The sequence below is a fragment of the Pseudomonas sp. R4-35-07 genome (genome assembly GCF_003852235.1).
Lineage (GTDB): Bacteria > Pseudomonadota > Gammaproteobacteria > Pseudomonadales > Pseudomonadaceae > Aquipseudomonas.
In genome coordinates, this window is record NZ_CP027732.1 from 4,124,842 (window position 1) to 4,143,806 (window position 18,965).

Sequence of the window (18,965 nt, forward strand, 5' to 3'; positions counted from 1 at the left end):
GGTAAAAACACAAACCCCGCCTTTTGGCGGGGTTTGTTGTTTTCAGCGGTTTACCACATCAGGTCATCCGGGATCTGGTAGGCGGCGTACGGATCATCCTCATCCGGCACCTGGCTTTCCGTCAGGATATTGAGCTGCACGATACGCTCCGGCGCGCGCTCCTGGATCTTCAGCGCGGCTTCGCGCGGGATCACCTCGTAGCCGCCGCCGTGATGCACGATGGCCAGCGAGCCGTTGCTCAGCTTGTTACGCATCAGCGTGTTGACCGACAGGCGCTTGACCTTCTTGTCATCCACGAAGTTGTAGTAGTCCTCGGTGGTCAACTTGGGCAGGCGCGAGGTTTCGATCAATTGCTTGACCTGGGCCGTGCGGGCCTTGGCCTCGGCTTTTTCCTGCTGCTGACGGTTCAGCTCCTGGTCGCGCTTGACCTTCTCGGCGTGCGCCTCGGCTGCCAGGCGCGCCTGGGTGTCATCGACCTCGGCCTGACCCTTGTGGACCAGCCGCTGCTGTTTCTGCTTCTCTTTGCCGACCTGCTTGGCCTGCTTTTGGTTGACCAGACCTGCTTTGAGCAACTGGTCGCGAAGGGAAAGGCTCATGGTGCTTACTCACTTAGGCAACTGCTCAACCGCAGCTGGAAACATTCTTTTCCTGGCGTTTGGCTTCGCCCCACAGGGCGTCCAACGTTTCGAGGGTGCAATCTTCTATGGGTTGATGCGTCTCGCGCAATGCCTGTTCGATAAATCGGAAGCGTCGCTCGAACTTGGCATTGGCGCCACGCAACGCGGTTTCCGGGTCGACCTTGAGGTGACGGGCCAGATTGACCGCCGCAAACAGCAGGTCACCGACTTCATCGGCAATGGCTGCCGAATCGTTATCGGCCATGGCTTCGAGCACTTCATCCAGCTCTTCGCGCACGTTATCCACCACCGGCAACGCCGACGGCCAGTCGAAACCCACCTGGCTGGCGCGCTTCTGCAACTTGGCGGCACGGGACAGCGATGGCAAGGCAGTGGGCACGTCATCGAGCAGGGACAGTTGCTCGGGTGCGTCGGATTTTTCCGCGCGCTCCTCGGCCTTGATCTGCTCCCAACGCTGCTTGACCTGCTCTTCGCTCAGTTGAGGAATATCCAGCGGTGCATACAGGTCGCCGGTCGGGAACACATGGGGATGACGGCGGATCAGCTTGCGGGTGATGCTGTCGATCACCCCGGCAAATTCGAAGCGCCCTTCTTCCCGCGCCAGCTGGCTGTAATACACCACCTGGAACAACAGGTCGCCCAACTCGCCTTGCAGATGATCGAAGTCGCCACGCTCGATGGCGTCGGCCACTTCATAGGCCTCTTCCAGGGTATGCGGCACGATGGTGGCGTAGGTTTGCTTGATGTCCCATGGGCAGCCGTATTGCGGGTCGCGCAGGCGGCTCATGAGGTGCAGCAGGTCTTCAAGTGAATACATCATCGTATTTCCAATCAGGTATGAACACTGCCGATCCAATGTGGGAGGGGGCTTGCCCCCGATTGCAATGGGTCAGTCAATAAAGGTGCCAGCTGACCCTCCCTCATCGGGGGCAAGCCCCCTCCCACATTTTAATCCGCGTTCATCCAGCTGTTCATGGGGTGCGATTACGCCGCGTCTCAATGATGTTCGGCAACTGCGATATCCGTCCCAGCAACCGCCCCAGCGCGTCCAGCCCCGGAATCTCGATGGTCAGGGACATCAATGCGGTGTTGTCCTCTTTATTCGAGCGGGTGTTGACCGCCAGCACGTTGATCCGCTCATTGAGCAGCACCTGCGAGACGTCGCGCAGCAGACCGGAGCGGTCGTAGGCACGGATGATGATGTCCACCGGGTACGTGAGCACCGGCACCGGGCCCCAGCTGACCTGGATGATCCGCTCCGGTTCGCGCCCGCCCAACTGCAGCACCGAGGCGCAGTCCTGGCGGTGAATGCTCACCCCGCGTCCCTGGGTGATGTAGCCGACGATGGCGTCGCCCGGCAACGGCTGGCAGCAGCCGGCCATTTGCGTCATCAGGTTGCCCACGCCCTGGATCTGGATATCGCCACGTTTGCCGGGCTTGTAGCCGGTGGCCTTGCGCGGGATCAGTTCCAGCTGTTCGTTGCCGCGCTCCGGCTCCACCAGTTGCTGGGCCAGGTTGACCAGTTGGGCCAGACGCAGATCACCGGCACCGAGGGCGGCGAACATGTCTTCGGCGATCTTCATGTTGGCCTTTTCGGCCAGCTTGTCGAAGTCCACCTGGGGCAGGCCCAGGCGCGCCAGTTCGCGTTCGAGCAGGGTCTTGCCGGCGGCGACGTTCTGGTCGCGGGCCTGCAGTTTGAACCAGTGCACGATCTTCGCCCGCGCCCGCGAGGTGGTGATGTAACCCAGGTTCGGGTTCAGCCAGTCGCGGCTCGGCGTGCCGTGCTTGCTGGTGATGATCTCGACCTGCTCACCGGTTTGCAGGCTATAGTTGAGCGGCACGATGCGCCCATTGATCTTGGCGCCGCGGCAGTTGTGGCCGATTTCGGTGTGCACGCGGTAAGCGAAGTCCAGTGGCGTGGCGCCCTTGGGCAAATCGATGGCGTGGCCGTCGGGGGTGAAGATGTAGACCCGGTCCGGTTCGATATCCACGCGCAACTGTTCGGCCAGACCGCCGATGTCGCCGAGTTCTTCGTGCCATTCCAGCACCTGGCGCAACCAGGAGATTTTCTCTTCGTACTGGTTGGAACCGGCCTTGACGTCGGTGCCCTTGTAACGCCAGTGCGCGCAAACGCCCAACTCCGCCTCTTCGTGCATGGCGTGGGTGCGGATCTGCACTTCCAACACCTTGCCTTCAGGGCCGATCACCGCCGTGTGCAGCGAGCGGTAGCCGTTTTCCTTGGGGTTGGCGATGTAGTCGTCGAACTCTTTGGGAATATGCCGCCACAGGGTATGCACGATCCCCAGCGCGGTGTAGCAATCGCGCATTTCCGGCACCAGCACACGCACGGCGCGTACGTCGTAGATCTGGCTGAACGCCAGGCCCTTGCGCTGCATTTTGCGCCAGATCGAATAGATGTGCTTGGCGCGGCCGCTGATGTCGGCATCGACGCCGGTGGCCTGCAACTCGGCGCGCAACTGGCCCATCACGTCGCTGATAAAGCGCTCGCGGTCGAGCCGCCGCTCGTGCAGCAGCGTGGCGATCTGTTTGTATTGATCGGGTTCGAGGTAGCGGAAGGACAGGTCCTCCAGCTCCCATTTGATATGACCGATACCCAGGCGGTGCGCCAGCGGCGCGTAGATGTCGAAGACCTCGCGGGCGACGCGGTTGCGCTTCTCGTCATCGGCGGTTTTCACCGCACGGATCGCGCAGGTACGTTCGGCCAGCTTGATCAGCGCGACGCGCACGTCGTCGACCATCGCTACCAGCATCTTGCGCAGGTTTTCCACCTGGCCCTGGGTACCCAGCACCATCGATTGGCGCGGGCTGAGGCTGGCACTGATGGCCGCCATGCGCAGCACGCCGTCGATCAGCTTGGCTACCACGGCGCCGAAACGCTGGCCGACGGTCGGCAACGGGATATGCCCTTCACGCACACCGCGATAGAGCACGGCGGCGATCAGCGAATCCTGGTCCAGCTTGAGATCGGCAAGGATCTCGGCGATTTCCAACCCGGTACGAAAGCTCGACGTGCCTTCCGCCCACAGGTTCTTGGCCGCATTGTCCTGTTGTTCAGACTCACGAGCGAACTCGCAGGCTGCTTTCAAGGCTTCACGGTCCAGTGCCGGGTCGACACTGACGGCATGATCCAGCCATGCCTCGAGATTGATACTGCCGTCGGTGTTGATCGGCTGGTGTGCTCTCACCTGTACCATCTTGCTTACCTTCCCTACGACGCACCTTGGATGCGCCAAAAATCATCGCCGACCTTGCTGCAGGCTCCCTGGCATTCACGGCCCTGGAGACTGCAGGCCAGTCGGATTAAACGGGCATCCTAGCCCGCTTCAAATAACGCCATGGCCTCGACATGCGCTGTCTGCGGAAACATGTCGAGGATCCCGGCACGCTTTAGCCGGTAACCTTGCTTGACCAACTCAACCGTGTCCCGCGCCAGCGTAGCGGGGTTGCAGGACACATACACCAGGCGCCTGGCTCCCAGGGCGGCCAGTTTGCGCACAACCTCCTGGGCACCATCGCGGGGTGGGTCCAAGAGTACCGCAGAAAAGCCCTGTTTGGCCCATTCCGCGTCAGTCAGAGGCTGGGACAAATCGGCCTGAAAAAACTGCGCATTATGCAAATTGTTGCTGACGGCATTCTCTGCAGCGCGCTCCACCATAGCCTGAACGCCTTCCACCGCAACGACTTCGCGTACCTGCCTGGCCAGTGGCAGGGCAAAATTGCCCAGCCCGCAAAACAGGTCCAGCACTCGCTCATCGGGTTGCGGCGCCAACCATTGCAGGGCCTGGGCGACCATCGCCTCGTTGACCCCGGCGTTGACCTGCACAAAATCTCCCGGCCGGTAAGCCAACTCCAGATCCCACGCCTCAAGGCGGAAACCAAGCGCCCTGCCCGGCTCGACCGGTTGCGGCAACCCCTCGCCCTGCAGCCACAACTGGGCGTCATGGAAGCTGCAAAATTCCTGCAGTACCTGCATGTCCGCGTCAGACAGCGGTGCCATATGCCTAAGCAACACGGCGATGGACGAGCCGCTGAACAGCTCCACATGCCCCAACGCCTGAGGTTTGCTCAAGCGGCGCAGCATGTTCGGCAGACGCTGCATGATCGGTTGCAAGGCCTGTACCAGTACCGGGCAATCGTCGATGGCGACGATGTCCTGGCTGGCCACGGCACGGAAACCCACCTCGAGTTTTTTCGCCTTGGCATCCCAGCGCACGGCCACGCGGGCGCGGCGGCGGTAGCCGAATTCCGGCCCGCTCAAGGGCGCGGCCCACTCTTGCGGTTCGACACCGGCCACGCGCGACAATTGCTCGGCGAGCATGCGCTGTTTCAGGGCAAGCTGTTCGTCGTGAGGCAAGTGCTGCACGCTGCAGCCGCCACAGCGGCCAAAGTGGACGCAGGGAGCCGGGCGGCGCAGTTCGCTGGCCTTGAACACCCGCTCGGTGCGCGCCTCGACCACCTTGCCGTGGGCGCCGAGCACCCGCGCTTCCACCTCTTCGCCGGCCAGCGCGCCGTTGACGAACCAGGTGCGGCCTTCGAAGAACACGATGCCGCGACCGTCGTTGGCCAGGCGTTCGATGGTCAGGCGCTGCTTCTTGCCCACTGGAATCTGCGGAGCCCGGCTGCCGCCCGTCGGTTGGAAGCGCAGGCCTTTCTCGTGCTTGGCCATCAGTTGGGTTCGTCGAAGATGCCGGTCGACAGGTAGCGGTCGCCTCGGTCACAGATGATCGCGACGATCACCGCGTTTTCGACTTCCCTGGACAAGCGCAACATACCGGCCACGGCGCCGCCGGACGACACGCCGCAGAAGATGCCCTCTTCACGCGCCAGGCGACGGGTGGTGTCTTCGGCTTCGCGCTGGGCCATGTCGATGATGCGGTCCACGCGCGCGGCGTTGTAGATCTTCGGCAAGTACTCTTCGGGCCAGCGCCGGATACCGGGAATGGCCGCACCTTCCATCGGTTGCAGGCCGACGATCTGAATCGCCGGGTTCTGCTCCTTGAGGTAGCGCGAATTGCCCATGATGGTGCCGGTGGTGCCCATGGAGCTGACGAAATGGGTGATGGTGCCCTGGGTCTGGCGCCAGATTTCCGGGCCGGTGCTGGTGTAGTGCGCTTCGGGGTTATCCCCGTTGGCAAACTGGTCCAGCACCACGCCACGGCCTTCGGCGGCCATGCGTTCAGCGAGGTCGCGGGCGCCTTCCATGCCTTCTTCCTGGGTGACCAGCACCAGTTCGGCGCCATAGGCGGTCATCGCCGCCTTGCGCTCGGCGCTGCCGTTGTCGGGCATGATCAGCACCATCTTGTAACCCTTGATCGCAGCGGCCATGGCCAGGGCGATCCCGGTGTTACCCGAGGTGGCTTCGATCAGCGTGTCGCCCGGCTTGATCTGCCCGCGCAGTTCGGCGCGGGTGATCATCGACAACGCCGGGCGGTCCTTGACGGAACCGGCTGGGTTGTTGCCTTCAAGCTTGAGCAACAAGGTATTGCTGGTTTCACCCGCCATGCGTTGCAAGCGGACCAGGGGGGTATTGCCGACGCAATCGGCGATTGTAGGGTACTGCAAGGTCATGGCGTATTCGCAATCCAGACTGCGGGGCGCATATCATACCGGGAAAGGTCGGCGGGCCATATCACGCAAAGTGCGGTGCTTATGGCTTATAGGAATAAGGCAGAGGTGTGGTGCCTATGAGGGCGCAATCGGGGGCAAGCCCCCTCCCACAGTTGATCGCGTTCCAACATGAGAATGCGGTCGAATGTGGGAGGGGGCTTGCCCCCGATGGCTGCACCTCGATAACCGGCCGGGCTCTAATCCCTACCGCCATGATTTCTCTGAAAAACCTCTTCCCCCATCGCCACAATCTGCCCCTCGATCAATGCTTCAAAGGGTTTCAACAGCGGCTCAAAGGATGTCGGCGCTTCCAGTACCTGCAACGCTTGCACGATCGCTTCGACCGTCGACAAGGCTCCAGGCCCCGGTGCCTTGCGCAAGCGATACCGGGAGACGCCGCCGTTGGCCAGCGTCACCCGAGGCAACGCTGCCAGCAACGGGTTGAGGTGCAGCAACTTGCGCGCCTTGCGCCAGGTGCCATCGGGCACCACCAGCAGCAGCGGCTGATCACCAAGCGTATAGGCTTGCAAAGGCTGCGCATCATCGGCCGGGAACAGCAGACGCGCCTGATAACCGGGCGGGTTCAATAACGTCTCCAGATCATCGAACACCTCCCCCACCACCAATTGCGCATTGATGAGCCCCAACGCCGCCAGTCGCGCGGTATTGAGCGCATGGTTGACCTCGCTCGGGTGCTGCAACAGCAGCACGCGGGTGCGACTGTCGAGGCTGGGGATCAGCGAGCACAAACAGTGGCTGAGAGGTCTCAGGCAACGGGAACACTGGGGTCTGGACATGGTTTTCAGGCCTGGTTGAGCTGGGCTTTGAGTAAATCGCGGAAGGTCTGGATCAGCGGCTCGCGGCTGCGCCCCCGACGCATGATCATCGAAAACGGCGCCTGGTAGCCAAAGGTCGCCGGCAGCAGCACGCGCAGGTCGCCCTTGTCGGCCCAGGCTTGCGCGTAGTGCTCGGGTAAATAGCCGATGTAGGCGCCCGACAGCACCAGGATCAGTTGCGCCTCCATGCTTTCCACCGTCGCGGCGCTGTGCTTGAAGCCATGGCGCGCCAGTTCGGCCTGGCTCCAGTAGCCGCGCCCGACCATGCGTTGCTGGGTAATGACCTGCTCGGGGATGCGCCGCTCGTTGAACAACGGATGCCGGGTGCTGCAATACAGCCAGTGCTGCTCGCGGTACAACGGCATATAGATCAGCCCGCTCATGCGGTTGGAGAACGCGCCGATGGCCAGGTCCAGGCGATTGTCCTGCACCCCCAGTTGCAGTTCATAAGGGCTTAACACCGACAGATGCAAATGTACCGCCGGATGTTCGAGGCTGTATGCGCCAATCACCTCGGCGAACGGCAGGGCTTTATCGCTGACGGTGGAGTCGAGCACACCGAGCTTGAGGGTGCCGCGCAACTCGCCCTTCAACGCGGCGGCATATTGCTCGAAGCCTTCCAGCTCGGCCAATAAACGCAAGGTTTCCTGATGAAACAGCTCGCCCTTGCTGGTCAGGCTGAAGCCGCCCCGCCCGCGGTGGCACAGCACCAGGCCCAGCGCCGATTCCAGCTGGCTCATGTAGGTGCTGATGGCTGACGTCGACAGGTTGAGTTCGTGCTGGGCATTGGCGAACCCCTGGTGGCGCACGACGCTGACGAAGATGCGCAGGAGTTTCAGGTCGGGCAAGGCGTTGGCCATGGGTTCTCCGGATTCAGCTCAAGCGGCGCAGTCTACCCCAGGCTTTAGTTTAGAAAAATCTGAACTAAGTATTTGCCCGTGGCGATTCTTTCGTTTCCATGTATTTCGCAGAATCGGCCCCCAGATAACCACAACAACGATGAGGCAATCCCGTGGACAAGATTTTCCACCAACCACTGGGCGGCAACGAAATGCCGCGCTTCGCCGGCATCGCCACCATGATGCGCCTGCCCCACCTGCAAACGGCCAAGGGCTTGGACGCCGCGTTTGTCGGCGTGCCCCTGGACATTGGCACCTCGCTGCGCGCCGGTACCCGCTTCGGCCCGCGTGAAATCCGCGCCGAATCGGTGATGATCCGCCCGTACAACATGGCCACCGGTGCGGCGCCGTTCGATTCGCTGTCGGTTGCAGACATCGGCGATGTGGCGATCAACACCTTCAACCTGCTGGACGCGGTGCGCATCATCGAAGAGGCCTACGATGAAATCCTCGAGCACGACGTCATTCCCCTGACCCTGGGCGGCGACCACACCATCACCCTGCCGATCCTGCGGGCCATCCACAAGAAACACGGCAAGGTCGGGCTGGTGCACATCGACGCCCACGCCGACGTCAACGACCATATGTTCGGCGAGAAAATCGCCCACGGCACCACCTTCCGCCGTGCCGTGGAAGAGGGTTTGCTCGATTGCGACCGCGTGGTGCAGATCGGCCTGCGCGCCCAGGGCTACACCGCCGAAGACTTCAACTGGAGCCGCAAACAGGGCTTTCGTGTGGTTCAGGCCGAAGAATGCTGGCATCACTCCCTCGCGCCCTTGATGGCCGAAGTGCGCGAAAAAGTCGGCGACGGCCCGGTGTACCTGAGCTTTGACATCGACGGCATCGACCCGGCCTGGGCGCCCGGCACCGGCACCCCGGAAATCGGCGGGCTGACCACCATTCAGGCGATCGAGATTATCCGTGGCTGCCAGGGCCTGGACTTGATTGGTTGTGATTTGGTGGAAGTTTCACCGCCCTACGACACCACCGGCAATACCTCACTGCTCGGCGCCAACCTGCTGTACGAGATGCTCTGCGTACTGCCTGGCGTGGCACATCGCTGATGAGCGTGCCAGCGGTGTTAGAGGCGGCGGCCGCGCTGGTCTCGGCCTTCGCTCGCAACGACCGAGCCGCTTACTTCGGCGCGTTCACGGCCGATGCGAGTTTTGTGTTCCATACCCTCCCCCAGCCACTGCTCAGCCGCGATGCCTACCAGGCGTTGTGGGACTGCTGGCGCCGGGACGAGGGGTTCGAGGTGCTGTCGTGCACCTCAAGCAATGCCGTTGTCAGCCTGCACGGTGACGTGGCGATTTTCATGCATGACGTGGCCACCGAGCTGCGCATGAACGGGGAGCATCACTTCAGCCAGGAACGCGAGACCATCGTCTTCACACGGCAAGGGTCGCGCACAGAACAACAACAAGGCCTGTGGCTGGCCTGTCACGAACATTTGTCCGCTATGCCGGAAGGGCTGCCGCCCCCTTAGCCAATGTGATCGGAGCTGATCATGAATAATAAAAACAACCAAAACAGTATTCGCACCATAGAAACCAACGGGGTCGAACAGATCCCCGACCACGAACGCACCGCCGCCCCTAAGGATCTGTTCCGGCTGATCTTCGGCGGTGCAAATACCTTTGCCACCGCCGTGCTGGGCGCGTTCCCGGTGCTGTTCGGCCTGTCGTTCCAGGCCGGGGTCTGGGCGATTGTGCTGGGCGTGCTGGTGGGCGCAGTGATCCTGGCGCCCATGGGCCTGTTCGGGCCGATCAACGGTACCAACAACGCCGTGTCTTCCGGCGCGCATTTCGGCGTGCATGGGCGGATTGTCGGCTCGTTTCTGTCGTTGCTGACGGCGATTGCCTTCTTCTCACTGTCGGTGTGGAGTTCAGGCGATGCGCTGGTGGGTGGTGCGAAACGTCTGATCGGCCTGCCGGAATCCGACCTGACCCTGGGCCTGGCCTACGGCGTCTTCGCCCTTCTGGTGCTGACGGTGTGCATCTACGGGTTTCGCTTCATGCTGTGGGTCAACCGGATTGCGGTGTGGGCCGCGAGCCTCTTGTTCCTGCTGGGGATCTTCGCCTTTGCGCCGGCCTTCGACAGCCACTTCGCCGGCGGCGTCGCCCTCGGCCAGAGCGGCTTCTGGGCGGCATTTATCGGCGCCGCGCTGGTGGCGATGAGCAACCCGATTTCCTTCGGCGCGTTCCTCGGCGACTGGTCGCGCTACATCCCGCGCCACACCCCGAAGCGCCGGATCATGCTGGCGGTGGTCCTGGCCCAAGTTGCCACGTTGATTCCGTTCCTGTTCGGCCTGGCTACCGCGACCATCGTGGCCGTCAAGGCACCGGACTACATCGCCAGCAACAACTATGTGGGCGGCTTGCTCGCGGTGGCACCGAGCTGGTTCTTCCTGCCGGTGTGCCTGATTGCGGTAATCGGCGGCATGTCCACCGGCACCACCTCGCTGTATGGCACCGGGCTGGACATGTCCAGCGTGTTTCCACGCCTGCTGTCACGGGTCAAGGCCACGCTGCTGATCGGGGTAATGTCGATTGCCTTCATCTTTATCGGACGTTTCGCCGCCAACCTGGTGCAGAGCGTGTCGACCTTCGCCGTGCTGATCATCACCTGCACCACCCCATGGATGGTGATGATGATCATCGGCCTGATCGTACGCCGAGGCTTTTATTGCCCGGATGACCTGCAGGTGTTCACCCGTGGCGAAACCGGCGGCCGCTACTGGTTCAGCCATGGCTGGAACTGGCGCGGGCTGGGGGCCTGGATCCCGAGCGCGCTGGTGGGCCTGTGCTTCGTCAACCTGCCGGGGCAGTTCGTCGGGCCGCTGGGCAACCTGGCCGAGGGCATCGACATCAGCTTGCCGGTAACGCTGGGCCTGGCCTCGGTGGTGTACCTGAGCCTGCTGCGGCTGTTTCCGGAACCGGCTGCCGTCTATGGGCCGACGTTTGTGGCGAGGGAGCTTGCTCCCGCTGGACTGCGAAGCGGTCCTGAAAAAGCCGGCTCCAGCTTCGCTGTCGAACGGGAGCAAGCTCCCTCGCCACAGCAAGCGCCTTCTGCACAATAAAAAATAATCGGAGACTCGCCGTCATGGCTTTGGATTTATTCGTCGTACTCATCTACGCCGCCGGCATGCTCGTGCTCGGCTACTACGGCATGCGCCGCGCCAAGACCCACGAAGACTACCTGGTCGCCGGGCGCAACCTCGGCCCGTCGCTGTACATGGGCACCATGGCCGCCACGGTGCTGGGTGGTGCCTCCACCGTTGGCACCGTGCGCCTGGGATATGTGCACGGCATTTCCGGTTTTTGGCTGTGCGCCGCGCTGGGCACGGGGATCATTGCGCTGAACCTGTTCCTGGCCAAGCCGCTGTTGAAACTGAAAATCTTCACCGTCACCCAGGTCCTGGAAAAACGCTACAACCCCATGGCTCGCCAGGCTAGCGCGGTGATCATGCTGGCCTACGCGCTGATGGTCGTGGTGACCTCGATCCTGGCCATCGGCACCGTCCTGCAGGTGCTGTTCGACCTGCCGTTCTGGATCTCGGTGCTGCTGGGCGGTGGCGTGGTCGTGGTGTATTCGACGATTGGCGGCATGTGGTCGCTGACCCTGACCGATATCGTGCAGTTCGTGATCAAAACCGTCGGACTGATGTTCATCCTGCTGCCGATCTGCCTGTACCGTGTCGGCGGCTGGGACGAACTGGTGGCCAAGCTGCCGGCGTCGAGTTTCAGCTTCACTACGATCGGCTGGGACACGATCATCACCTACTTCATGATCTACTTTTTCGGCATCCTGATCGGCCAGGACATCTGGCAGCGCGTATTCACTGCCCGTGACGAAAAAGTCGCCCAGTACGCAGGCACGTTCGCCGGCTTCTATTGCATTCTTTACGGCCTGGCGTGCGCTTTGATCGGCATGGCCGCGCACGTGCTGATCCCGGACCTGGAGAACGTCAATAACGCGTTCGCCGCCATCGTCAAAGCCTCACTGCCGGACGGCATTCGTGGCTTGGTGATTGCCGCTGCCCTGGCGGCAATGATGTCAACCGCCAGCGCCGGGCTGCTCGCCGCCTCCACCGTACTAACCGAGGACTTACTGCCACGCTTGCGCGGTGGCAAACAGTCGAGCCTGGGCGTCAACCGCCTGTTCACCCTGCTGACCGGCATGGCCGTGCTGGGTATCGCGCTGGTGGTGAACGATGTGATCAGCGCCCTGACCCTGGCCTACAACCTGTTGGTAGGCGGCATGCTGATCCCGCTGATCGGCGCGATTTTCTGGAAGCGTGCAACCACCTGCGGGGCGATCACCTCGATGACGCTGGGTTTCGTGACCGCGTTGGTATTCATGTTCAAGGATGGGCTGGACGCAAACACCCCGATTTACTACAGCCTCGCGGTGGCGTTGGTGAGTTTTGTGCTGGTGAGTGTGGTGTCGCGTAAACCGGGGGCGGTGGTGGCGGGGGCGGTTTGAGAGCGGTTCCCTCAGCGGGTGCGACAGCGGATGTCGCACCGGTTTTTTATCATTCACCGTTCATGCGCTCTGGCCTGAATCGTTTCCTGAACCAAAGAGGCCCACACCAACCCCTGTGTGGTGCCCCCTGCATAGGTTCCCCCGGCCGCGATTTGATGGTGGGCGGACCAATGCACTATCGACAGTCCATCTGAGGTGCCCGGCCTGGCACATTCGATTATTTGCAGGTCGCCCTTTTCGACCGCATTGCGGTAGGACCGTGGAAAGTGCCGAGATACCGCGGCAAGGCACGCCTCGAGTACGTGTTCCTTGTGCTCCGACGTCGATCCAGGTGCAACCTGCCCGCCGGAGATCAGAATGTAATCCCCGTCCAGGCGGCAATTCATGACCCCGATAGGTAAATCGTACTGCAGCTTGAGTCCGCACATTTCAGCCCCTTCATTATCTTTGGCGCACAGTTTGAAAAACCAGCCAATGACCGGGATTACAGTGGGTTCCTCTACCCCCATGGCAGTGACAACGAAGTGATCTTTACTCAGCTCGCCAATTTGTACCGGGTTCAGATGATACGGCCGAAATTGAACCCCCGAACGCTGCAACAGACGCTCTAACTCCCGCGTCAGATCATTAAACGCTACCTCATAACCCGATACTTCCACGGCCCGACCGACGCCAGGGACGCCATAACTTGCCTGGAATTGCCGTTGGCTGATCTCTGCGACTTCACTTCCCGGTTTGCCGCTCGGCCAAGTCCTTCTTTGGATATCGCGTTGCTCGCGGATCGCGTCCTCTACGTCAGTGGCATCGTCCCTATAGGCTCTTACAATCCGCGCGCGTGCACAGGGGGCCAGCGACGGGTTGTCGGCCAAAAGCTTTTCAAACAGTTCAATGCCTGCCCGATTGCACTCAACGGCCAAAGGCTGGTTTCCTGACAGCAGGAACGGGTTATGCAGCGGTTTTGCCGTTGTCTCCGTCGCTGACAGATGACGCATGTTCACCTGCTTGTGACTGGCGCCGTCGCTCTGCCGGTTGCCGCCGTATACGTCGACCTGATAATTCGCCAGGCGAAACATCACGGCTTGGAACAGGCCGTTAATCCCTCTACCGATGATCGATACGCGTGGCGCCTGGGGGTCTATCTGTTGAGAGGGGATCGTCAATGGCTGCGCAAGTCTGCGCCTGACGAGGCCGTGCAAAGCCGTCAAGCTCAGTTGAATGGAGACCGCATAATCCAGATCGCACTGGCAGCCTTCGGTAGTTGCCGCCTGCGCAGTCAGCGTCGCCGGGTTGCGCCATGTAGAGACACTGCAACCGAGCTTTTGCGTGCGCACTCGAAACGCGTCCAGTGTTATCGGCCCATAGTCCAATACAAGCTGGATGCCCTCGGCTTGCGCCAGGGTCTGCAAAGCGTCATCGCTGAAGACGTCCGGTTTGGCGACGCAAACCAGGCGGGCCTGCGGGTGCATACAGCGAATAAGAGCGCGGTCAATGCGATGAGTAGAGTCATTCGTCAACGATAAGCAGAGGGCGACTGCACTGGCCCCTCCCACCGCATCCAACCAATCCACCACAAATGACACTCGACTGCCTTGTACTACGTTCCTGTCAGGCGCCAGACGGTATCGGCTCAATACCTTGATTTGAACTTCGGGATCTCGCTCAAGCAGTAACTTGACGAGTTCCTGACCGACATTGCCATATCCCAGTACGCAGATGTCACGGGGTAACGAGCCATCGGCAAGTGTCAGCCAGCGCACCATATAAGCCGCGACGTGCGGCGCGTTGACCCCAGGCGTGTTGACCACTTGAATGCCGCTGAATGCGCACAGATCCAGTTGCACCTTATCCAGACTCGTGCCTCTGCGTATCAGATGGAGGTTTCCGAATGGGTGGGCTGTACGCCACAGGTCTATAACGTCTGCATCCATGGCCTGGTCCCCAACAACGATCGTTGATGGACGCAAAAGCCCGATCTGTGTGAGCAATGCCTGTTTGTTTATTGTCGGGGGGAGAAACACGATGTTGTTGGGAGCGTTAGCCTTCCAGGCTCTGGACACCGGGGCGATATGTAAAATGCTTTCGAGTGTGGCGATCAGGGATGCGGCGACTGGCGGAACGGAAGAGCGCGTCATAGCGTTGTCTCCAATAACTCTGACTTAGTTACGCCTCGCAGAGAGGCTTTCTAAAGTTTGGAGTTACGGAAGCAGCCGCTTTTCTATTCCGATCGCTTTATGGGCCGTTCCATAAACGTTGCAACAGCCCATGAACCATGAGCATGGCTCCGTAACGGAATTCAACCTACGCTCATCCTAAAAAATGAGTAAGCCAGCCAATTCTGACGAACGAGTGGTCCAATTCCGACAGTTGAAAGTGAAGGAGCCAGGTGGCGTAACCGCTTTTCATACCTGCCACAAACAAATGTGGGAGCGGACTTGCTCGCGAATGCGGTAAACCAGTCAACTATCTATCGACTGACTCACCGCATCGCGAGCAAGCCCGCTCCCACACGAATCCTGGGTTGGCTTGGGATCAGCGCCGACGAGGGCGGCGTTGCTCATCATCGGTACGAATCGGTACCGGCTGAAGCGGCGGCTCGATCAAACCCAGCGCAACGCCAAGGTCATGGAGCCAGGTTTGAATTTTCTCTTTCATGATTTGCCCCCTTTGAGGGTAATGCGAGTAGGCGCCTGTTCTGTCGCCGTTTCCTACATTGATAGTAGCGCTAAGTCTTACGTATTGCTTGTGCGAAAGCACAACGAACTATTACTGAATGGATCTGAATCCTGTCGGATCGTTCAAGCAATTTCACGCCTGTCTTGCAAGCACTCTGCCCGGCCCGCCTGCTGCAGCTCGATCCATGCATTGAGGTTAGCGCCGAGCATACCCTTTCGCCACATCAACCAGGTGGTGGCAGTGGCAAAAGGCCCAGTCAGCGGATGAACGGACACGCTGTCCTTGCCTGGCAGGCTGTCGAGCATCGATTCAGACATCAACGCCACGCCGGAACCGGCGATGACACACGCGAGCATGCCTTGGTAAGACTCAATCTCGATGGCCCGGCCCATGGCCACGCGGTCGTGGGAAAACCAGGTTTCCAGGCGGGCACGATAGGCGCAGCTGCGGCGGAACGTGAATACCGAGCGGCCGGCGACGTCTTGGGGCCCGCGTACTGGCGGGTGGTCGGCTTCGCAAATGATCACCAGGCGCTCTTCGCACAGCGGCACGCCGTCCAGCGTGGCCAGGGCCAGCGGGCCATCCACCAGCGCCGCATCCAGCCGTCCGGTGATCAAGCCTTCGAGCAGCTCGCCGCTCGGCGCAGATTGCACCTGCAGGTTCACCCTCGGGTAGGCCTTGTGATAACGCGCCAACAGTTTCGGCAAGTGAATCGCTGCCGTGCTGTACATGCTGCCGAGTACAAAATCACCGGCCGGTTGCCCGCCCTGCACGGCGCCGTGGGCTTCGTCGTGCAGCGCCAGTAGACGGCTGCTGTAGTCCAACAGCACTTTACCCGCAGGAGACAGCTGCAAACGCTGGCGTTCACGCACAAACAGTTCAACGCCGAGCTGTTCTTCCATCTGCTTGAGCCGGGTCGACAGGTTCGACGGCACGCGGTGCAGGCGCTCAGCGGCGCGGGTAATGGAGCCCTCCTCCGCCACCGCCTGGAAGATGCGCAGTTGACTGAACTCCATACCTTTCTCCAAAACTGAACAAGTTCATCACTATTATTCATTTTTACAGAAAGTCAATCCGCTTTAGCCTGACGGTCTTCGCTTTATTGCAGGACACCTGAACATGTCACCTCTGATTCGCTTAACCGCCAGCTTTGTCGCCCTGATGATGGCCATGGGCATCGGCCGCTTTGCCCTCACCCCTCAGATGCCGCATCTGCTCAGCGAAGGCCAGATCGACCTGACCGGCGCCGGACTGATCGCGGCCGCCAATTACCTGGGGTATTTCGTGGGTGCTGTGGACTCGATATTCGCTCGCAGTCATCATCATATTAAGGGCCGCTTGTACGGTGGCCTGTGGCTCTGCGTGCTGCTGACCCTGGCGTCATACTGGGCCCACGGGTTCTGGCCGCACCTGTTGCTGCGTTTCGGCACCGGTGTCGCCAGCGCCTGGACCCTGGTGATGATCACCAGCCTGAGCCAGCCACTGGCGATTGCCGCTGGCAGGCCGCGCCTGGGAGCGCTGGTATTTGCGGGGCCGGGGGTGGGAATTTTGCTGACGGGTTTGCTGGCGTTGGGCTCCAACCTGCTGGGGCAAAGCTCCGCGACGCTGTGGTTGGTGTATGGCGCAGTGGCACTGGTGATGCTACTGGCCATCCTGCCCTTCTTGCCGAAACCGAGCGCGTCGGTTGCACCCGCCCCCAGCACCGGCAATAACAGCAGCATTGCGCACTTAGGCTGGATCTACTTCCTGTACGGCCTGGGCTACATCATTCCGGCCACCTTCCTGTCGCAGATGGCCAGCGCGCAGTTCAAAGGCGCCTGGCAGGCCGACTTGTTCTGGCCTTGTTTCGGCCTGGCCGCCGCAACGGGCGTGGTGATTGCCAGCCTGCGCCGCAAGGACCCGAACACCACCCGGCGCTGGCTGATGACCACGCTATGGCTGCAAGCCGCTGGCGTGTTCACTTGCCTGCTGGGCAATGGCTGGGGGCTGGCGCTGGGGGTGTTACTGTGCGGTGCGCCGTTTCTGGCCTGTATGCAATTGGTCATGGCACGCTTGCGCGAGGTAGCGCCCAATGGCTATCAACGCAACACCGGACTCTTGACCGCCAGCTTTGCGATCGGCCAATTGAGCGGCCCGCTGCTGGCTTCCGTGAGCAGCCACTGGAGCGGCAGCCTGCAACCGGCGTTGGTGATTGCCGGTTGCGGCCTGTTGGTGGCGGGCAGCGTATTGATCAGCCGGCGACCACAGGGGTCGGTACGCGAACCTTCTCGCGCCGCGTCAGCACCAGAAAAAACAGCCCGCCCAGCAAGCATCCGGTAAACCAGGCGAAATTGGCCATGCCCTGCAACGCCGGCGTGAAGGTGATCGCCACGCCCATCAACGTCGCCGGCACCAAAGCCTTGACCGCCGTCCAGTTCACACCGCCATCGAAGTAATAGCGCCCGCTCGGGCTGTCATCGAACAGCGCATCCACGTCGATGCGCTGCTTTTTGACCAGGTAGAAATCCACCAGCAGGATGCCAAACAGTGGTCCGATAAATGCGGCGAGGATATCCAGGGTGTAATGGATCATCAGCGGGTTATTGAACAGGTTCCATGGCGTGATAAAGATCGATGCCACCGCCGCGATCATCCCCCCTGCGCGCCAACTGATTTTGCTTGGCGCAATGTTGGCGAAGTCGAACGCGGGCGAGACAAAGTTGGCGACGATATTGATACCGATGGTGGCGGTGACAAACGCAAAGGCACCCAACAGGACGGCCATGCTGTTGTCGATACGCGACACGGTGGCAATCGGGTCATGCAGCATTTCGCCAAACACCGGCAGGGTGCCCGAGACGATCACCACGGTAACCAGGGAGAACGCCAGGAAATTCACCGGCAGCCCCCAGAAATTGCCACGGCGCACGTCCTGCATGCTGCGGCAGTAGCGGCTGAAATCACCAAAATTCAAGGTCGGCCCGGAGAAGTACGACACCACCAGCGCCGTCGCCACGATCACCTGGCCGAACGCCTGCCAGCCCGACAGTGATTTTTCCGCCAGGGTAAAGCTGATATTCGCCCAGCCGGCCTTCCAGACAATCCAGCCGGCCAGGGCAAACATCACCGCGTACACCACCGGGCCGGCCCAGTCGATAAAGCGGCGGATGGACTCCATGCCCGCCCAGAACACAGCGGCCTGCAATACCCACAGGCTGAGAAAGCCGAACCAGCCCAAGTAGGACAAACCCGCAAAATGCGGCTCGGCATATATGGCCATCGACGGGAAGAAGCGCAGCACCACGATGATCAAGGCACTCGACGCCAGGTACGTCTGAATCCCGTACCACGCTACCGCGATCAGGCCTCGGATCACCGCAGGAATATTCGCGCCAAACACGCCAAATGCCAGCCGGCAGATCACGGGGTAAGGCACCGCCGCTTGCTGACTCGGTTTGGCCACTAGGTTGGCGATCAGTTGCACAATGCAGATACCCGCAAGCAAGGCGATCAACACCTGCCAACTCGCCAGCCCCAGGGCGAACAGGCTGGCGGCGAAGACGTAGCCGCCGACGATGTGCACATCGCTCATCCAGAAGGCGAAGATGTTGTACCAGGTCCACTTTTGCGGCAGTGGGCCCAGATCCTGGTTGTACAGCCGTGGGCTGTAGCCTTTGGGCAATTGTTCAGTCATCGCTGGACTCCTCGAAATATCGCCCTGCGCTGACGTAGCGGTATGCATACGGTCGGCTACATGGGTTGTATACGAGGCATTCAGCAGGATGCGTGCCAATGGCACACAATCCACGTTGAACGGCGCTCCAAAG

16 protein-coding genes are annotated in these 18,965 nt (G+C 61.1%); 5 read left to right on the forward strand and 11 right to left on the reverse strand.

From position 1 onward, the window contains the following. Nucleotides 1-50: 50 nt before the first annotated feature. From C4J89_RS18755 to C4J89_RS18785, 7 genes are all read right to left on the reverse strand, one after another. The gene (locus C4J89_RS18755; protein ID WP_014719402.1) at nt 51-596 is read right to left on the reverse strand and encodes a DUF2058 domain-containing protein; all 546 of its coding nucleotides are present in this window, start codon (nt 594-596) and stop codon (nt 51-53) included. A gap of 25 nt (nt 597-621) precedes the next feature. Next, on the reverse strand, nt 622-1,455 hold the full coding sequence (gene mazG, locus C4J89_RS18760; protein WP_124365193.1) for a nucleoside triphosphate pyrophosphohydrolase: 834 nt from the start codon (nt 1,453-1,455) through the stop codon (nt 622-624). A 154-nt stretch (nt 1,456-1,609) separates the two neighbouring features. Beyond that, nucleotides 1,610-3,853, reverse strand: coding sequence for a GTP diphosphokinase (gene relA, locus C4J89_RS18765; protein ID WP_124363838.1), 2,244 nt, complete (start codon nt 3,851-3,853; stop codon nt 1,610-1,612). A gap of 119 nt (nt 3,854-3,972) precedes the next feature. Then, on the reverse strand, nt 3,973-5,325 hold the full coding sequence (gene rlmD, locus C4J89_RS18770) for a 23S rRNA (uracil(1939)-C(5))-methyltransferase RlmD (RefSeq protein ID WP_124415268.1): 1,353 nt from the start codon (nt 5,323-5,325) through the stop codon (nt 3,973-3,975). Further along, on the reverse strand, nt 5,325-6,227 hold the full coding sequence (cysM, locus tag C4J89_RS18775) for a cysteine synthase CysM (protein WP_124371454.1): 903 nt from the start codon (nt 6,225-6,227) through the stop codon (nt 5,325-5,327). Before cysM ends, rlmD begins: the two co-directional genes overlap by 1 nt. A 236-nt stretch (nt 6,228-6,463) precedes the next feature. Next, complete coding sequence (locus C4J89_RS18780; RefSeq protein WP_124415269.1) at nt 6,464-7,063, reverse strand: tRNA-uridine aminocarboxypropyltransferase; 600 nt, start codon at nt 7,061-7,063, stop codon at nt 6,464-6,466. Nucleotides 7,064-7,068: 5 nt separating this feature from the next. Beyond that, nucleotides 7,069-7,962 carry a LysR family transcriptional regulator gene (locus tag C4J89_RS18785; protein ID WP_124371456.1) on the reverse strand — a complete coding sequence of 298 codons (894 nt, stop codon included), beginning with the start codon at nt 7,960-7,962 and terminating at the stop codon, nt 7,069-7,071. A gap of 152 nt (nt 7,963-8,114) precedes the next feature. On the opposite strand from C4J89_RS18785, the gene speB reads away from it, so the two are divergent. From speB to C4J89_RS18805, 4 genes are read left to right on the forward strand one after another with little or no spacing between them, the layout of a single operon-like run. After that, nucleotides 8,115-9,065, forward strand: coding sequence for an agmatinase (gene speB / locus C4J89_RS18790; protein ID WP_124363842.1), 951 nt, complete (start codon nt 8,115-8,117; stop codon nt 9,063-9,065). Next, the gene (locus C4J89_RS18795) at nt 9,065-9,487 is read left to right on the forward strand and encodes a nuclear transport factor 2 family protein (RefSeq protein ID WP_124415270.1); all 423 of its coding nucleotides are present in this window, start codon (nt 9,065-9,067) and stop codon (nt 9,485-9,487) included. Before speB ends, C4J89_RS18795 begins: the two co-directional genes overlap by 1 nt. Nucleotides 9,488-9,508: 21 nt before the next feature. After that, nucleotides 9,509-11,080 (forward strand): cytosine permease, encoded by a 1,572-nt coding sequence (locus tag C4J89_RS18800; protein WP_124415271.1) that lies wholly within the window; start codon nt 9,509-9,511, stop codon nt 11,078-11,080. 23 nt (nt 11,081-11,103) lie between these two features. Continuing rightward, nucleotides 11,104-12,486 carry a sodium:solute symporter gene (locus C4J89_RS18805; protein ID WP_124415272.1) on the forward strand — a complete coding sequence of 461 codons (1,383 nt, stop codon included), beginning with the start codon at nt 11,104-11,106 and terminating at the stop codon, nt 12,484-12,486. A gap of 53 nt (nt 12,487-12,539) precedes the next feature. Here the strand turns inward: C4J89_RS18805 and C4J89_RS18810 are convergent, their stop codons facing one another. The 3 genes from C4J89_RS18810 to C4J89_RS18815 all read right to left on the reverse strand — a co-directional run bounded on the left by C4J89_RS18810 (nt 12,540) and on the right by C4J89_RS18815 (nt 16,175). Further along, nucleotides 12,540-14,618, reverse strand: a complete 2,079-nt coding sequence (locus tag C4J89_RS18810; RefSeq protein WP_124415273.1) for an FAD-dependent oxidoreductase — start codon at nt 14,616-14,618, stop codon at nt 12,540-12,542. A 397-nt stretch (nt 14,619-15,015) separates the two neighbouring features. After that, a complete protein-coding gene (locus tag C4J89_RS27225; protein ID WP_017737772.1) occupies nt 15,016-15,138 on the reverse strand; it encodes a PA1414 family protein in 123 nt (40 codons plus the stop codon). A gap of 143 nt (nt 15,139-15,281) precedes the next feature. Next, nucleotides 15,282-16,175, reverse strand: coding sequence for a LysR family transcriptional regulator (locus C4J89_RS18815; RefSeq protein WP_124415274.1), 894 nt, complete (start codon nt 16,173-16,175; stop codon nt 15,282-15,284). Nucleotides 16,176-16,278: 103 nt separating this feature from the next. Here C4J89_RS18815 and C4J89_RS18820 point away from each other — a divergent pair, with 103 nt between their 5' ends. Continuing rightward, a complete protein-coding gene (locus C4J89_RS18820) occupies nt 16,279-17,478 on the forward strand; it encodes an MFS transporter (protein WP_124415275.1) in 1,200 nt (399 codons plus the stop codon). Here C4J89_RS18820 and C4J89_RS18825 read toward each other — a convergent pair. Further along, nucleotides 17,390-18,832, reverse strand: a complete 1,443-nt coding sequence (locus C4J89_RS18825; RefSeq protein WP_124415276.1) for an NCS1 family nucleobase:cation symporter-1 — start codon at nt 18,830-18,832, stop codon at nt 17,390-17,392. The two genes, C4J89_RS18820 and C4J89_RS18825, sit on opposite strands and share 89 nt — an antisense overlap. Between the last annotated feature and the right edge of the window lie 133 nt (nt 18,833-18,965).

What these genes read in the sequence shown, in the direction of transcription:
- C4J89_RS18755 (WP_014719402.1), bottom strand. Translation starts at nt 596, where the DNA reads ATGAGCCTTTCCCTTCGCGACCAGTTGCTCAAAGCAGGTCTGGTCAAC.
- mazG (WP_124365193.1), bottom strand. Translation starts at nt 1,455, where the DNA reads ATGTATTCACTTGAAGACCTGCTGCACCTCATGAGCCGCCTGCGCGAC.
- relA (WP_124363838.1), bottom strand. Translation starts at nt 3,853, where the DNA reads ATGGTACAGGTGAGAGCACACCAGCCGATCAACACCGACGGCAGTATC.
- rlmD (WP_124415268.1), bottom strand. Translation starts at nt 5,325, where the DNA reads ATGGCCAAGCACGAGAAAGGCCTGCGCTTCCAACCGACGGGCGGCAGC.
- cysM (WP_124371454.1), bottom strand. Translation starts at nt 6,227, where the DNA reads ATGACCTTGCAGTACCCTACAATCGCCGATTGCGTCGGCAATACCCCC.
- C4J89_RS18780 (WP_124415269.1), bottom strand. Translation starts at nt 7,063, where the DNA reads ATGTCCAGACCCCAGTGTTCCCGTTGCCTGAGACCTCTCAGCCACTGT.
- C4J89_RS18785 (WP_124371456.1), bottom strand. Translation starts at nt 7,962, where the DNA reads ATGGCCAACGCCTTGCCCGACCTGAAACTCCTGCGCATCTTCGTCAGC.
- C4J89_RS18795 (WP_124415270.1), top strand. Translation starts at nt 9,065, where the DNA reads ATGAGCGTGCCAGCGGTGTTAGAGGCGGCGGCCGCGCTGGTCTCGGCC.
- C4J89_RS18800 (WP_124415271.1), top strand. Translation starts at nt 9,509, where the DNA reads ATGAATAATAAAAACAACCAAAACAGTATTCGCACCATAGAAACCAAC.
- C4J89_RS18805 (WP_124415272.1), top strand. Translation starts at nt 11,104, where the DNA reads ATGGCTTTGGATTTATTCGTCGTACTCATCTACGCCGCCGGCATGCTC.
- C4J89_RS18810 (WP_124415273.1), bottom strand. Translation starts at nt 14,618, where the DNA reads ATGACGCGCTCTTCCGTTCCGCCAGTCGCCGCATCCCTGATCGCCACA.
- C4J89_RS27225 (WP_017737772.1), bottom strand. Translation starts at nt 15,138, where the DNA reads ATGAAAGAGAAAATTCAAACCTGGCTCCATGACCTTGGCGTTGCGCTG.
- C4J89_RS18815 (WP_124415274.1), bottom strand. Translation starts at nt 16,175, where the DNA reads ATGGAGTTCAGTCAACTGCGCATCTTCCAGGCGGTGGCGGAGGAGGGC.
- C4J89_RS18820 (WP_124415275.1), top strand. Translation starts at nt 16,279, where the DNA reads ATGTCACCTCTGATTCGCTTAACCGCCAGCTTTGTCGCCCTGATGATG.
- C4J89_RS18825 (WP_124415276.1), bottom strand. Translation starts at nt 18,832, where the DNA reads ATGACTGAACAATTGCCCAAAGGCTACAGCCCACGGCTGTACAACCAG.